Genomic DNA, 14193 nt, shown 5'->3' on the forward strand with positions numbered 1-14193 from the left:
ATGGTAACTACTACCATATTTTATGTTTATTAATTTTTTAATAAATAAAATTTCTTTCATTATTTATTATCTTTTATATTTTTTTGTTTTTTTTAATTTTTATGAATTATCATGAAATATTCACTTAAGCGTATTTTATAGAGGGAGGAAAAAATGTCTTATTTACTTTCATTATTATCAGGTATATTAACAGGATTATCTATGCCTGGAAATCTATTTTCTTTTTTAGTGTTTTTTTCTTTAATTTTTTATTTAAAAAATATGGCCGATTCAAAAAAAACTTATGAAAGATTTCTTCATACCATAATATATTCTTTTTCAATGCTTTTTACCACTTTTTGGTGGCAAATTCCAGTTTTAACAAAGAATATACCTCAAGTTTTAAATGGGTATAGTTCTTTTATTGGTTTTATAGGATTTATAGGTATGATTTTATTACTTGTTTTACCTTATTTATTGATTTGGCTTCTTTCAGAGATGTATCATAATAGAAAATATAGAAAAGAAAACTATTGGTCACTCGTTCTATTTTATTCTTTTGCATATACTGCAGCTGAGGGGTTAAAAACTATTGGAGATTTTGCTTTTACTGGTGGTTCTTTGGGATATGCTCTTTATGATCATATAGGGATTTTACAAATCGCTTCAATATTTGGGTATCTTGGTATAAGTTTTATAATAGTTTTTATAAACTCTTTAATTGCTTTTGATAAATCAAGAAATTGGATCATAAAAATTCCAATTATTTTGAGTATGATTTATGTAGTTAATTTTTCAATTGAAAGATTTTTACCAATGTTTAATGATGAGGATTCTTTTAAAGTCACGGCTATTCAAATGAATGTTCCTCAAAATATAAAATATAATTCTAATAAGTGGAATAGTTATATGATGTTTTCTGATATTTTAAAAGAAACACAAGAGTTTGATACAGATTTGGTTATTTTACCAGAATCGGCATTTTTGGAAGATATAAGAGATACTGACATAAATTTAGCTCTCAAAGTAAATATAAGTTCTGTAAATAAACCAGTTATTATGGGATATCCAAGAATGAGCTTAGATAAAAATTATAATACAGCATGGTTGTACGATAGTGAGGGCAATATATTAGATTATTATGATAAAGTAAAACTCGTTCCTTTTGCGGAATTTTTGCCATATAAGTTTATTTTTGATAATTTTAATGCTTTTAATTTAATTAGGTATTATGAGACTGGTAAGGAATATAATGTTTTTGATGTGTCAAATACCAAAATAGGTACACAGATTTGTTTTGAGACTTATTTTCCTGAGGTTTCAAATGAACTCACAAAAAATGGTGCTCAATTCTTACTTTCTATAACAAATGATGGTTGGTTTGATAATAATACTGCATTAAAACAACATTTTTCTCAAATTATATTCAGAGCTGTTGAAAATAGAAAAGAATTTTTGCAAGTTTCTAATACGGGGTTAACAGGTAAAGTTGATAAATACGGAAGAATAACAGATCTTTATAAACCACATGAAGAAAAAATGGATAATTTTGAAGTATTTAAAAATGATGATATAACTATTTATATAAAAATAAGAAATATTTTAAAAATAATTTTATTTATATTGGCTTTGTTGTTTGCTATAATATAAAGGGGAATTTTCCCCTTTATATTTTTACTATGTTTTTAGGCTTACCAGTATTTAAATAAGCTTTTATATTTTCAACACACCAGTCTATACTCAATTTCAAAGCTTTTTCATTAAATCCACCAACATGCGGAGATAATATGATGTTTTTGAATTCATTTATAGGATAATCTAAAGGCATACATTGATTGGAGTTTTTTTCAGGGTAATTGTACCAAACATCTATGCAGGCTCCTTTTAATATATTTTCTTTTAATCCAATATATAAAGCTTCTTGAGATATTATAGGCCCTCTTCCAACATTTATGATGATTTTGTTTTTGAATTTTATTATATTATCTTTATTTATTAAATCTCTTGTAGAGTCAGTTAATGGAAGAGATATGAATATTATATCTGAATTTTTTATTGTATAATCAAAGTTATTAGTTATAATATCAAAATATTCATCATAATCTTTTGATTGACCTACTATATTTTTTTTATACCCAATTATTTTACAATCATAAGGTTTTAAATATTTGGCTATATTTTTTCCTATGCTTCCAACACCTAATATTCCTACTTTTTTTTCTATAATACTTTCCCAAGAAGATTCTGGGTTTTCACCAGCTGCAAAACCATGCCATATATTTTTTCTAAGATCTTCATCATATTCAATTATTTTACCTGTTAATGACATTAAAAGACTTACGGCCCTTTCAGCAACTACTTTTCCGTTACCTTTAGAATTAGATACTATTATATTTGATTTTTTTAAATCTTTTAGGGGTAAAGTGTTTACTCCAGAAAAAGGTACAAAAATAGCTTTTAAATTTTTTGCTTTTGTTAAATCTTCTTTCTTTATAGAGCCACCTATTAAACAATCTATATCTTCTAATTGTTCTTTTAAAGGAATATTAGGATCTTTTTTAATTACATTAAAATTTTTAAATTCATTTGAAATTTCTTCTATTTTTACTTTCCAATAGTCTGTTAAAATATGATCAAATAAAAATTTCATTTTTCCCCTCCTAATTATTTTGTTTTTTATATTATACATATATTATTTATTTTTAGGATTAATATGATATAATAGTTAGGTAAACAAACTGTTTTTGGGAGTGATTACTATTATTCAACAAAGAAATCAAAAAATTAATATTTTTGAAGGTAGTATAAAAAGTGTTTTATTTAAGCTTGCTTGGCCAATAATATTAACTAATATATTACAAACGATTTATAATATAACGGATGCTTTCTTTTTAGGAAAACTTGGAAAAATAGAGTTTTCTGTTCCAACTATCACATGGCCCATAATTTTTATATTTATTTCATTGGCTTCCGGTTTTTCTCATGCTGGCTCTTCTATGGTTTCGCAATATACTGGAATGAAAGATAAAACTATGGCTGAAAAATCTGCTGCAAATACTATAGTAACTATAGTTGTTCTTTCAATTGTAATAATGTTTATAGTTTTATTATTCTCTCCAAATATTATAAGTATTATGAAAGTATCTCAAGAAGTTTTTGATTTAAGCGTACAGTATATGAATATTATAGTTCTAGCCATGCCTTTCATGTTTTTAATGGAGCTTTCTGCTGGAATATATAGAGGCTGGGGAAATTCTTTTATAGCGTTAAAATTTACATTTTTATCCGTTATTATTAATATTATTTTAGACCCTATTTTTATTTTTTATTTTGATTTTGGTGTTCTTGGAGCAGCTTTAGCAACTTTTTTGGCGAGGAGTATAATAGCATGTTATTTTATGTTTACATTGATAAAAGGAACATATGGATTTAAAATTGATATTAAATATTTTAAACCTGATTTTAGACTCATCAAAAAGGTTTTACAAATAGGATTTCCTGCTTCTATTGGCCAGTCAATTACTTCAATAGGTTTTACTATAATAATGGGTGTTGTTTCAAGTTTTGGGACTGTTGTTGTCAGTGCTTATGGTGTGGGAAATAGAATAAATTCAATGGTTGTTATGTTTGCTATTGGTATGGAACTCGCAACAGCTTCTATGTGTGGACAATTTATAGGGGCAGATGAGCCTGAAAAAGCTGAAGAAACTGTTAAAAAAGCAGCTTTTATAACCTTTTCTATAATTTTGAGTATTTCTTTTTTATTATTTTTCTTTGGTCAATATGTTACAAGGTTTTTTATAAATGATCCTGAAGTTATTGAGATGGGAAAGGTATTTTTTAAAATGGTTTCATTCTCTTTACCTTTTTTTGCTACTATGTCTATATTTATGGGGGCTTTAAGGGGAACTGGTCATACAGTACAATCAACGACAGTTGATATGATAAGACTTTGGGTGATAAGAATTCCTTTAGTTGTTTTTATGGCAGATATATATGGATTTAAAGGTATTTTTATTGCTATGATAATAAGTAATATTTCGGCAATGGTTCTCGCATATTTATTTTTAAAATTTGGAAATTGGAAAATAAGAGTTGTAGAAAAATATGAAAAAATAGATTAAAACTAATCTATTTTTTCTATTTTGTCTATTTTTTGAATTTTATCTATTTTTTGATTATGTCTTGGATTTCTTGCAACTATTAATATTGATTTTATTATAGTATCCATTAAATCTACTTTTAATTGACTATTTTGTAGTTCGACTCTTGTATATATTTCCCCTTTTTTGGTAGAAACATATTTTGGTTTTACATGATTTAAAGTTAATGCCATTATGTCACTAATACATTTTTGACATTTACAAACTTTTATATTTGTGTCTTTGAGTATTTCAGTTAAACATTCCCCTACAATATCTTCCATAATGTTTTTTATCATAGAATCCCCCTTTAAAGTTCATACGAATCTTATAGAAATTGATAATCTACAACAGAAAAAGTCCACAATTTATTATTATTTGATTTGGTATTCCAATCTACTTCAATTGGCATTGCAAATTCAGGTGCCAACCTTCCATTTTCTATCCAATATTTAGAATTTTTATTATTAATTATACCAGGATTAGCAGCGACTTTTAATTTTAAAGGTTTATCAACAAAAACGACTTCATCTATAGTTTCTTCTTGAGAAATTTTTTCTATTATTATTTTTTTTATTGAGTTTTCTGGTATTGGTTTTACATTTATGAGAGCAATATTTTTTGATAAAGGACCTATTATCTTTACATTTCCAAGAGTTCTTTCATAATTATAAAAATCCAATATATCATGGAGTACTTCATTTGCAATCACATCTGCTCTTGAGTGAAATTTATTATTAACAGCCATTTTTAATAAATGTTTGAATTTACAACCTTCTCTAAAATTACTTTCGCCTATTTTGGGAATTTTAAATCCATAAAAATTTAAAATTTCATTTATTTCTTTTTTGTTTAAATTTAATAGTGGTGAATAAATTCCATCATTATATTTTATACCAAGTTTTCCCCAGGAGTCTGATTGATTTGATCCAACAACTACTAAACCTTTATATACGAATTCTTTAACTTTTCCAAGTTTTATATTTTTTGTACATTGATTACAATTTGGTCCGTGATACATTAAATTTTCTTGCTCTTTTTCACCTTGAGTGAAAAATAATCTTAAATTCATTTGATTTGCGAGACTTAAAACTGCTTCTAATCCTTTTGAATAAGAATAAGCTCCAAAACATACATTTATTAAAGTTATTTTTGAATTATCAAAAGTATCTCTGGCTATTAGAGCGGCTACAGTGCTGTCTAATCCACCAGAAAAGGCTATATATATTTTTTTATCTTCAGCGTAGAGTTTATATTCGTTTTTTATTTCTTCTATTTTATCAATTATATTCATTTTTTACCTCTCTTATCTTATATATCGTATTATTTATCTATACCTTTATATTTGTACATAATAAATATTAAATTTACTTATATTTTATAATAAACCATATTAACAGTTTATTATATCAGGTAAAAATTTTTTCTTATTATGCTATAATATTGGTATAAAAATAATAGAATTGTATAACTATAAAGGTTGGTGAATTCTTTGATAGTATCATTATCTCTTAAAAATTTTGGACTTTTTAAAGATGCCAATGTAGACTTTCATGAAAAACTGAATGTTATAACTGGTGAATCTGGTGCTGGTAAGTCCATGTTTATTTCTGCTATAAATGCATTTTTGACTGGAAATATACCACAGAATCTTAGAACAGATGAAGGGAATATTTCGGCTTTTTTTATAGTTGATGATGAAATAAGAGATTTAATTAAAGATGATTTCAACTTAGATTCAGAAGAGCTTGTAATTTCTTCAACATTTACTTCTAAAAGAGCTTTTTTTAGGATAAATGGTACAATAGTTCCAAAAGAATTAATTCAAAAAATAGGAAAACATTTAATAGAAGTTCATTCTCAAGATTCAAATATATTGTTGAGGGATGAATCCTATCAAAGTAAATTGATATATTCTTTACTTAGAGATAAAAAACCAGAGCTTTTTTCTCATTATGATGACTATTTTAAAGAATACAGTAGTTTGAAGAGTAAATTTGAACATATTCCATCAGATCCGTCAGAAATTTTTAGAAAGCTCGATATTTTGAATTATCAAATTGAAGAAATAGAGAGATTAAATCCAGTTATTGGTGAAGACGATGAATTGAATGATAGATATAAAGCTTTAAATAATGTAGAAGAAATAAGAAAGAATCTTTATGAAGATTTAAATATTTTGAAGGATAATGAAGAATTTAATCTCGATATTGCTATCGGGAATGTTGTTTATAATCTCTCTAAGATATCGGATTTTGGATTTAAAGAATATTATGAACAAGCTCTCAATATTCAAGAACTTTTAAATGATTTACATGGTAATCTCGAGTATAAGCTTGAAGATTTAAATGTAGATCCAAATGAATTGCAACAAGTTGGAGATAGACTTAATGAAATAATAAATTTAAAGAGGAAATATGGACCTTCTCTTGAAGATGTTATCTTAAAACTTGAAAATATGAAAAAAGAATATGAATATCTTTCAGAACTAAAAGATGAAATAGACTTAATAGAACCAAAACTTAAGGAATTAAAAAAGAAATTAAAGCAAGAATCTAATAATATTATAAAAAAAAGTATTGATTATTTAAATAGTTTGAAAAAATCCATAGAGAAAAATCTATATGATTTAAATATGAAAAATGCGAGTATAGATTTTAGATTTTCTGATAAAGAACCAGATAATACGAGTGCACATAAAGCTATTCTTTTATTAAAAACAACACCTCAAAGTCCATTTTTAAATCTTTCGGAAATTGCATCTGGTGGTGAGATGTCAAGAATTCTTTTAGCTATGGAAACAGTTTTTGGAAATGATCATTCAATAGATACTATGTTGTTTGATGAAATAGATTCTGGCGTTGGTCCAAGAATGGCAGATGTGGTAGGTGAAAAGTTGGAAGAGCTTTCAAAAAATAAACAAGTAATAGTTATTACTCATATGCCACAAGTTGCAAATGATGCAAATAGACATTTTAAAATATTAAAAATTGAAAAAAATGCTAAAACTTATTCATCTATAATAAGATTAAATTCAGATGAAAGGGATAAAGAAATAAAAGATATGTATGGAGATATAGTTTTGTAAGGAGTGATTTTATGGATAGAGAAGAATTAATACAAAAAATAATAGAAGAAAAAGGTGTTTCAGCCATTCCTAAAATAGTAGATCTTTTGAGTGAAGAAGATGTAGAAACAAGAGAATTGGCAAGAGATATTTTAGAAATAATGGGAGCAGCAGATGGTAAAGACTATTTATTTGAAGAATTTAAAAATAGATTTGATTTAAATGAAGATGATGATATCTCTTTGTTATATTTAGCTGAAATACTTGCAGATTTTGAATGTAAAGAAATAATACCTTATTTAGAAAGAATGATCAATAGTTTTTCTGATGAAAGAGCTTTTCCTATAATATATGAAAATCTTTTAAAATTAACTAAAGATGAAAAATATCTTGAGTATATTGAAACTTATATAGATGATGGAGGTGAACTTGAAGAAATCAGTATAATGGCTATGACCAACATGCCATCAAAAAGAGTTGTAAATAATTTAATCTCAAAATATAAAAATACAAACTCCAATTCTATAAGAGCTCTTGTCTTAGATTCTCTTGTAAAAGTATTATTATCTGATTTTGAACTCGTTCCATATTTAAGAGAGATTGAACCAGAAATATCTGAAAAGATCAGTTGGCAACTTCAAAAATCTTGAAATCTTTAACAATATATGATATAATGAATAAAGCGTATGGGGACGAAAAGGCTTCGACGGGTATAGGCCGTTCCGAGAAGCGAGTCGAGGTTTCGCAACCTCGTTAAAAAGCGAACACATAAATATAAACGCAGAAGAAAATTACGCTTTAGCTGCCTAAGCGCAGCTCGCCCACTTTTTGATGCCGAGTCTCATGAATTAGTTGGGTGTCATTAAAAGGACTCTTACATTTATACTTTCTCATTGGAGTATTTATGGAAATTTTACAATGATAGGATTTTTATTTTTTGTTCATGAAAGATATTAATCTGAAATCTTAAACATGAACTGCGCTCGGAGAAGTCGGTGCGGCTTATGTTCGGACGCGGGTTCGATTCCCGCCGTCTCCACCATTTATAAAAAGAGAGGATAAACTCTCTTTTTTTATTTTTTGTAGTATTATAAACATGTTATTAATAAAATAAAACCAAATATATGATAATGAGTAACTTTTAATTAATGTTTTTTTGTTATAATAACATTGTTAAAAATAGAACAAGTTAATATTTTTCCTGAGGTGAAGGACATAATTCTGACATCAAAGGAAGAGGGAATTTTATGACAATACTGATCAAAAATAAAACTTATCAGGTTTACTTGCCATATATTGTATCCTCCTTCCTTTGAGAAAAAAATATCAAAGGGAGGGCTTTTTTTATGGAAGAAAAAATAGCTATGATTTCAATTGCGATTACAAACAGAGAAGAATCTTTTGAAAAAGTAAATAAAATACTTCATGATTTTGGCGATAATATTCTTTTAAGAGTCGGGTATCCGATGAAAGAAGAAAATATCGCCATTATATTTATAATCTTTAAATCTAATACAGATTTAATAGGTGCTTTAAATGGTAAATTGGGGCAAGTATCAGGGGTTAAAGTAAAATCACATATTTTAAAATACTAAGGGGGTATTAAAATGTTTTATATTAAGGATTCAAAAACTAAAACATTTATTGATGATGAGAAAATAAGTACATTACTTCAAGAAAATATTAATCCAGATCCAAAAAGAGTTGAAGATATCATTCAAAAATCTTTGGATAAAAATAGATTGAATCTTGAAGAAATGTCATATCTTTTGAATTGTGAAGATGAAAGACTTGAAAATATGATATTTGATGGAGCTAAGAAATTAAAAGAAAAAGTTTATGGTAACAGAATTGTTTTGTTTGCACCTATGTATATAGGAAATGAATGTATAAATGATTGTGAGTATTGTGGATTTAGAGTTTCTAATAAAGAAATATTTAGAAATTCTTTAAGTATTGATGAAGTTAAACAAGAAACTAAAGCTTTAATAGACAGAGGTCATAAAAGACTTATATTAGTTTATGGAGAACATCCGATGTATGATGCTAAATTTATTGCAAAAACCGTTGAAGCAGTTTATTCTGTCAAAAGTGGTCATGGTAATATAAGAAGAGTTAATATAAATGCTGCACCTCAGACTATTGAAGGGTTTAAAATAATTCATGATGCAGGAATAGGAACTTTTCAAGTTTTTCAAGAAACATATCATGAAAAAACTTTTAAAAAGATACATCCAAGAGGTCCAAAATCTAGTTATAGATGGAGATTATATTCTTTGGATAGGGCTTTTGGTGCTGGAATAGATGATGTTGGAATAGGAGCTTTATTTGGAATGTATGATTGGAAATATGAAATGATGGGCCTTTTATCCCATGCCATTCATTTTGAAGAAAGGTTTAATGTAGGCCCTCATACCATTTCTTTTCCGAGAATAGAACCTGCTTTAAATACACCTGTTTCTGAAAGACCTCCATATATAGTTGATGACAAAAAATTTAAAAAATTAGTTGCTATATTAAGACTTGCCGTACCTTATACAGGATTGATATTAACAGCTAGAGAACCTATAAGTATTAGAAATGATCTTATGGAATTTGGTGTTTCTCAAATAGATGCAGGTTCAAATATAGGGGTTGGAGCTTATTCAACACAAGATAAAGAATCATATAAAAAATCTCAATTTGTTCTCGGTGATCAAAGATCTTTAGATGAAGTTATAAAACAACTTACAGATAATAATTTTTTACCTTCTTTTTGTACTGGATGTTATAGATTGGGTAGAACAGGTGAACATTTTATGGAATTCGCAATTCCGGGTTTTGTTAAACGTTTTTGTACACCAAATGCTATAAGTACTTTAATGGAGTATGTTGTTGATTATGCTTCTGATGAAACTAAAAATTCTTGTTTAAAGGTTATAAATAATGAATTGAAAGGTATTAAAGATATAAATATGAAAGAAAAACTTTTATCAAATCTTGAAAAAATTAAATCAACAGATCAAAGAGATCTATATTTTTAATTTTAAAGGAGATTTTATGGAAATATTTAATGATTTATATCAACAATTTGATTTAAAAGGAAAAGAAATCTTAGATTTTTTTTCCAATAATATGACAATTGAAAAAGAACATATAAAATATATACTTTCTTTGAATGGTAAAGAAAGGTATTTAATGTATGAAGTAGCTAAGAGAGTTAAAAATTTTTTTACTGTTGATTATGTATCAATTAAAGCTCTTATAGAGTTTAGTAATTATTGTTCTAAAAATTGTGACTATTGTGGTATAAGAAGAGATAATTTGAATATAAATAGGTACAGGATGAGTAATGAGGAAATAATAAATTCTGCATTGAAAGCAAAAAAATGGGGTTTAGATACAATAGTTCTTCAAAGTGGAGAAGATAATTTTTTTAAAGATGAAGATTTGATGAGTATAATAAAAATTATAAGAGAAAAAACAAAACTTCCAGTTTCTATATCTATAGGCGAAAGATCTTTGGAGTCTTATTTGAAATTTAAAAAATCTGGAGCTATAAGAACTTTAATAAAACATGAAAGTATAAATAAAGAATTATTTGATGATATTCATCCAGATAAAAATTATTATAACAGAGTAAATATATTAAAATATACTGATTCAATAGGTTATGTAACAGGATCAGGATTTATAGTAGGTCTTCCAAATCAAACAGATGATGATATGGCTGATGATATTATTTTTATGAGAGATGAAAATGTTAGAATGATAGGAATAGGACCATTAATAGCTTCTAAAAATACACCTTTTGAGAATATGAAAAATGGTTCTGTTGTAAAAACGATGAATGCTTGTTGTGCTGCAAGATTAACTGTTCCAAAAGCTCAAATGCCAGCAACTACTGCTTTAGGAACATTAAATTATAATTCTCATTATGAATCTTTAAAGTATTTTTGTAATGTAGTTATGGTTAATATAACACCCGATATATATAGAAAAAATTATAATATATATGATAATAAAGCTAAAATAGATTTTTTTGAAACTTTAAAGGAGTTAAAAAAAAGAAATCTTAAAGTTTCTCCTATAACGATGAAAGCTTTGAGTAGGTGATATTATGTCTTTAGGTGGATACAGACTCAATATAGTTATTTCTGGTAAAAGAAATGTTGGAAAGTCTTCGATTATAAATTCTTTATTGAATCAAGATATTGCTCTTGTTTCAGATTATCCTGGTACTACTACTGACCCTGTTTATAAAACGATGGAATTACATCCGATTGGTCCCGTTACTATTATAGATACTCCGGGTATAGATGATGTGGGGAATTTAGGAAATAAAAGAGTACAAAAAGCTCATCATGCCTTTATGAAATCAGATATTGGACTTTTGGTTGTTGATGATTATCCTGATGTTTATTTTTCAAATATTTTAAAAATATTTGAAAAAAATGATATACCTTTTTTAATAGTTTTAAATAAGATAGATATGTTTAAAAGTGATATTATTGAGTATTATAGTAAAAAATATAAAAAGAATTTTGTTAGTATTTCAGCAAAAAAGAATATTGGAATTGAAGAATTAAAAAATAAAATAGTTTCTATGAAACCTGAAGAAAGATCAATTCCAATGATTCCAGAATTCATAAAAGAAAATGATATTGTTTTATTGATAATTCCAATAGATACTGGAGCCCCAAAGGGTAGATTGATAATGCCTCAAGTTAATGCAATAAGAGAAATTTTAGATAAAAAAGCTTTTCCAGTAGAAACTTCAATAGAAGGTATTCCTAATATCTTAAACTTACTTAGTAAAAAACCAGACTTGGTCATAACTGATTCTCAAGCTATAAAAAAAGTATCGCAATTGATTCCTGAAGATATCAAATTAACCACATTTTCTATTCTTGAGGCAAGACATAAAGGTGATTTAAGATTATTATCTGAAAATATAGAAGAAATAGAAAATCTTAATGATGGAGATTCGATTCTTATAATGGAAGGCTGTGCACATAGACCTATGAGTGAAGATATAGGGAGAGTAAAAATACCAAATTGGCTGAAAAAATATACTGGGAAAGAGTTAAATTTTAAGTTTATTGCAGGGAAAGAGTTTCCAGATGAAGAAGATTTATTGAATACAAAGATTATTATTCATTGTGGAGGTTGTACATTAACAAGAACAATGATGATGAGAAGACTTGTACATATAAAAAGATTGAATATTCCAATTTATAATTATGGAGTTATAATATCTTATTTGAATGGTGTTTTAGAAAGGGTTATGATTCCAGATTTGCTTTAATTTAAAACGAAGACAAATTTTGTCTTCGTTTTAATAAATTATTTTAAAAATTCTTCTACGGTATTTTTTAATAAATTGATATTATCAATTATAGGAGAATGTCCACAATCTTCTAAATAGTGTAATTTTGCATTTTCTCCAATATCATTTTTTATATCTAAAGCCATTTTTTCTGGAACAACTATATCATTTTTTCCCCAAAGAATTAAAACTGGACATTTTATTTTTTTTGCTTTTGCATTTCCAGAAATTATTCCATTGCTTTCTTCAGATATATTAAATATAGCAAGTGCAAAATCTACATCTACTAAATTTCTTTGATTTAGCATATCATCTATATATTCTTCATATTTTTTTTCTGAAGGTTTATTATGAGTATATATTGACATATTCCATATTGTTTTTAACATTTCTCTATTTTTTTCTTCATAGGCTTTTAAAATTGGAATTACTTGAATAGGATCTTTTGCTATTTCTTCTTTTGTTTTTATAAGCTCTGAAGTTGGTGAACCATTAGAATCTTTTTTGAAAATAGGATAACCTCTTGTTCCAACTGATTCCATTAAAATTAATTTTTTTACATATTCTGGGTTGTCTGCTGTAAAATCCATAACTATTCCACCACCAGTTGACCAACCCATTAGATAGAAATTTTTTAAATTCAAACTATCACAAAATAATTTTAAATCTTTTGAAAAATCTTCTAAAGAATTTATAGGATTTTTGTATGAAGAGATTCCAAATCCTCTTAAATCTACTGCATAAATTGTAAATTCATCCGATAAGTTTTCCATTAATATATCCCAATGTTTTGATGAAGTCATATTTCCATGAACTAAAATTAAAGTTTTTTCTCCCCCTTTTTTATATCTATAACCATAAGTCTCTCCATTTAAAAGTTCTATTTCTTTTAAAACTATTTGCATATATTTTCCCTCCTCATCAATTAAAAAATGAATTACCTCTCATTATTATTTTACCATAAATATAACAAAAAATTAATTTAAAGTTATAATTCATATATGGTAAAATTATATATAGTTCTAAAATAGGGGTGGATTATGTTTAAATATACTGTTTTTTTTGATATGGATAAAACTTTGTTAACTAAGAATAGTGGTCCTTTATACTTTAAGTATTTATTAAAAACTGGACAAATAAAATTTAAGGAATATACTAAACTTTTATATATGCCTATTTTTTATTATCTTGGAATATATGAACTCGAGGACATAACTTCTAAACTGTCCAATGATTTTGTGGGAGAAAGTAAGAAAAAAGTTTATGATAGGACTGATAAATGGTTTAAAGAATATGGCATTAATTTTATAAGAAAAAGTATGATTTTAGAAGTTGAAAAACATAGAGAAAGAGGGGCTAAATTAATCTTACTTTCGGCATCTCCTGAAAATGTTTGTCATCCAGTTTTTGAATATTTTAATTTACATGAAAAAATTTGCACTCGATTGATCTATGAAGAAGATAGATTTATAGGCGTTGAAGAAACTAGCTGTTATGGAGAAGAGAAGGTAAGACGTGTTAAAGAGTATATGGATAAAAATCATGTAGATCTTGAAAAGGCTTTTTTTTATTCGGATTCTATTTCAGATTTACCTTTTTTAAAGATAGTAGGAAATCCTATATGTGTTTCGCCAGATAAAAAATTAAAAAAATATAGTGAAAAAAATAGTTGGGATATAATAGAGATATAGTAAATA

The 14193-nt window shown here is 26.4% G+C and carries 13 protein-coding genes and 1 other RNA gene; 10 read left to right on the plus strand and 4 right to left on the minus strand.

Annotation, left to right across the window (positions count from 1 at the left end):
* Positions 1-153 precede the first annotated feature (153 nt).
* Positions 154-1629 carry an apolipoprotein N-acyltransferase gene (lnt, locus tag PWP28_RS08305; protein ID WP_264149729.1) on the plus strand — a complete coding sequence of 492 codons (1476 nt, stop codon included), beginning with the start codon at positions 154-156 and terminating at the stop codon, positions 1627-1629.
* Positions 1630-1645: 16 nt separating this feature from the next.
* On the opposite strand, the gene PWP28_RS08310 is transcribed toward lnt, so the two are convergent.
* Positions 1646-2629 (minus strand): 2-hydroxyacid dehydrogenase, encoded by a 984-nt coding sequence (locus tag PWP28_RS08310; RefSeq protein ID WP_308644568.1) that lies wholly within the window; start codon positions 2627-2629, stop codon positions 1646-1648.
* A gap of 100 nt (positions 2630-2729) precedes the next feature.
* On the opposite strand from PWP28_RS08310, the gene PWP28_RS08315 reads away from it, so the two are divergent.
* A complete protein-coding gene (locus tag PWP28_RS08315; protein WP_240597607.1) occupies positions 2730-4103 on the plus strand; it encodes an MATE family efflux transporter in 1374 nt (457 codons plus the stop codon).
* Positions 4104-4105: 2 nt separating this feature from the next.
* Here the strand turns inward: PWP28_RS08315 and PWP28_RS08320 are convergent, their stop codons facing one another.
* A complete protein-coding gene (locus PWP28_RS08320) occupies positions 4106-4420 on the minus strand; it encodes a late competence development ComFB family protein (protein ID WP_109606259.1) in 315 nt (104 codons plus the stop codon).
* 29 nt (positions 4421-4449) lie between these two features.
* Entirely contained in the window at positions 4450-5415 is a 966-nt protein-coding gene (locus tag PWP28_RS08325; RefSeq protein ID WP_264149731.1) for an ExsB family protein, read from the minus strand.
* A 198-nt stretch (positions 5416-5613) separates the two neighbouring features.
* On the opposite strand from PWP28_RS08325, the gene PWP28_RS08330 reads away from it, so the two are divergent.
* From PWP28_RS08330 to hydF, 7 genes are all read left to right on the plus strand, one after another.
* Positions 5614-7209 carry a DNA repair protein RecN gene (locus PWP28_RS08330; RefSeq protein WP_158274903.1) on the plus strand — a complete coding sequence of 532 codons (1596 nt, stop codon included), beginning with the start codon at positions 5614-5616 and terminating at the stop codon, positions 7207-7209.
* 11 nt (positions 7210-7220) lie between these two features.
* Positions 7221-7838, plus strand: a complete 618-nt coding sequence (locus tag PWP28_RS08335; RefSeq protein WP_109606253.1) for a hypothetical protein — start codon at positions 7221-7223, stop codon at positions 7836-7838.
* A 38-nt stretch (positions 7839-7876) separates the two neighbouring features.
* Positions 7877-8230, plus strand: a transfer-messenger RNA (tmRNA) gene (gene ssrA / locus PWP28_RS08340).
* Positions 8231-8534: 304 nt separating this feature from the next.
* Complete coding sequence (locus tag PWP28_RS08345) at positions 8535-8783, plus strand: TM1266 family iron-only hydrogenase system putative regulator (protein ID WP_264149734.1); 249 nt, start codon at positions 8535-8537, stop codon at positions 8781-8783.
* A gap of 12 nt (positions 8784-8795) precedes the next feature.
* On the plus strand, positions 8796-10211 hold the full coding sequence (hydG, locus tag PWP28_RS08350) for a [FeFe] hydrogenase H-cluster radical SAM maturase HydG (RefSeq protein ID WP_109606249.1): 1416 nt from the start codon (positions 8796-8798) through the stop codon (positions 10209-10211).
* A 16-nt stretch (positions 10212-10227) separates the two neighbouring features.
* Positions 10228-11283: a [FeFe] hydrogenase H-cluster radical SAM maturase HydE gene (hydE, locus tag PWP28_RS08355; protein WP_109606248.1), complete on the plus strand. Its 1056-nt coding sequence runs from the start codon at positions 10228-10230 to the stop codon at positions 11281-11283.
* A gap of 4 nt (positions 11284-11287) precedes the next feature.
* Positions 11288-12475: a [FeFe] hydrogenase H-cluster maturation GTPase HydF gene (hydF, locus tag PWP28_RS08360; protein WP_308644569.1), complete on the plus strand. Its 1188-nt coding sequence runs from the start codon at positions 11288-11290 to the stop codon at positions 12473-12475.
* Positions 12476-12513: 38 nt separating this feature from the next.
* Here hydF and PWP28_RS08365 read toward each other — a convergent pair whose 3' ends face one another.
* Positions 12514-13401: an alpha/beta hydrolase gene (locus PWP28_RS08365; protein ID WP_308644570.1), complete on the minus strand. Its 888-nt coding sequence runs from the start codon at positions 13399-13401 to the stop codon at positions 12514-12516.
* 135 nt (positions 13402-13536) lie between these two features.
* On the opposite strand from PWP28_RS08365, the gene PWP28_RS08370 reads away from it, so the two are divergent.
* Entirely contained in the window at positions 13537-14187 is a 651-nt protein-coding gene (locus PWP28_RS08370; protein WP_109606242.1) for an HAD family phosphatase, read from the plus strand.
* The last annotated feature ends 6 nt before the right edge of the window (positions 14188-14193 follow it).

Source organism: Oceanotoga sp., assembly GCF_030445905.1.
GTDB classification, from domain to species: domain Bacteria; phylum Thermotogota; class Thermotogae; order Petrotogales; family Petrotogaceae; genus Oceanotoga; species Oceanotoga teriensis.

What these genes read in the sequence shown, in the direction of transcription:
- PWP28_RS08365 (WP_308644570.1), bottom strand. Translation starts at nt 13,401, where the DNA reads ATGCAAATAGTTTTAAAAGAAATAGAACTTTTAAATGGAGAGACTTAT.
- PWP28_RS08335 (WP_109606253.1), top strand. Translation starts at nt 7,221, where the DNA reads ATGGATAGAGAAGAATTAATACAAAAAATAATAGAAGAAAAAGGTGTT.
- PWP28_RS08310 (WP_308644568.1), bottom strand. Translation starts at nt 2,629, where the DNA reads ATGAAATTTTTATTTGATCATATTTTAACAGACTATTGGAAAGTAAAA.
- lnt (WP_264149729.1), top strand. Translation starts at nt 154, where the DNA reads ATGTCTTATTTACTTTCATTATTATCAGGTATATTAACAGGATTATCT.
- PWP28_RS08345 (WP_264149734.1), top strand. Translation starts at nt 8,535, where the DNA reads ATGGAAGAAAAAATAGCTATGATTTCAATTGCGATTACAAACAGAGAA.
- hydG (WP_109606249.1), top strand. Translation starts at nt 8,796, where the DNA reads ATGTTTTATATTAAGGATTCAAAAACTAAAACATTTATTGATGATGAG.
- hydE (WP_109606248.1), top strand. Translation starts at nt 10,228, where the DNA reads ATGGAAATATTTAATGATTTATATCAACAATTTGATTTAAAAGGAAAA.
- PWP28_RS08325 (WP_264149731.1), bottom strand. Translation starts at nt 5,415, where the DNA reads ATGAATATAATTGATAAAATAGAAGAAATAAAAAACGAATATAAACTC.
- PWP28_RS08320 (WP_109606259.1), bottom strand. Translation starts at nt 4,420, where the DNA reads ATGATAAAAAACATTATGGAAGATATTGTAGGGGAATGTTTAACTGAA.
- hydF (WP_308644569.1), top strand. Translation starts at nt 11,288, where the DNA reads ATGTCTTTAGGTGGATACAGACTCAATATAGTTATTTCTGGTAAAAGA.
- PWP28_RS08370 (WP_109606242.1), top strand. Translation starts at nt 13,537, where the DNA reads ATGTTTAAATATACTGTTTTTTTTGATATGGATAAAACTTTGTTAACT.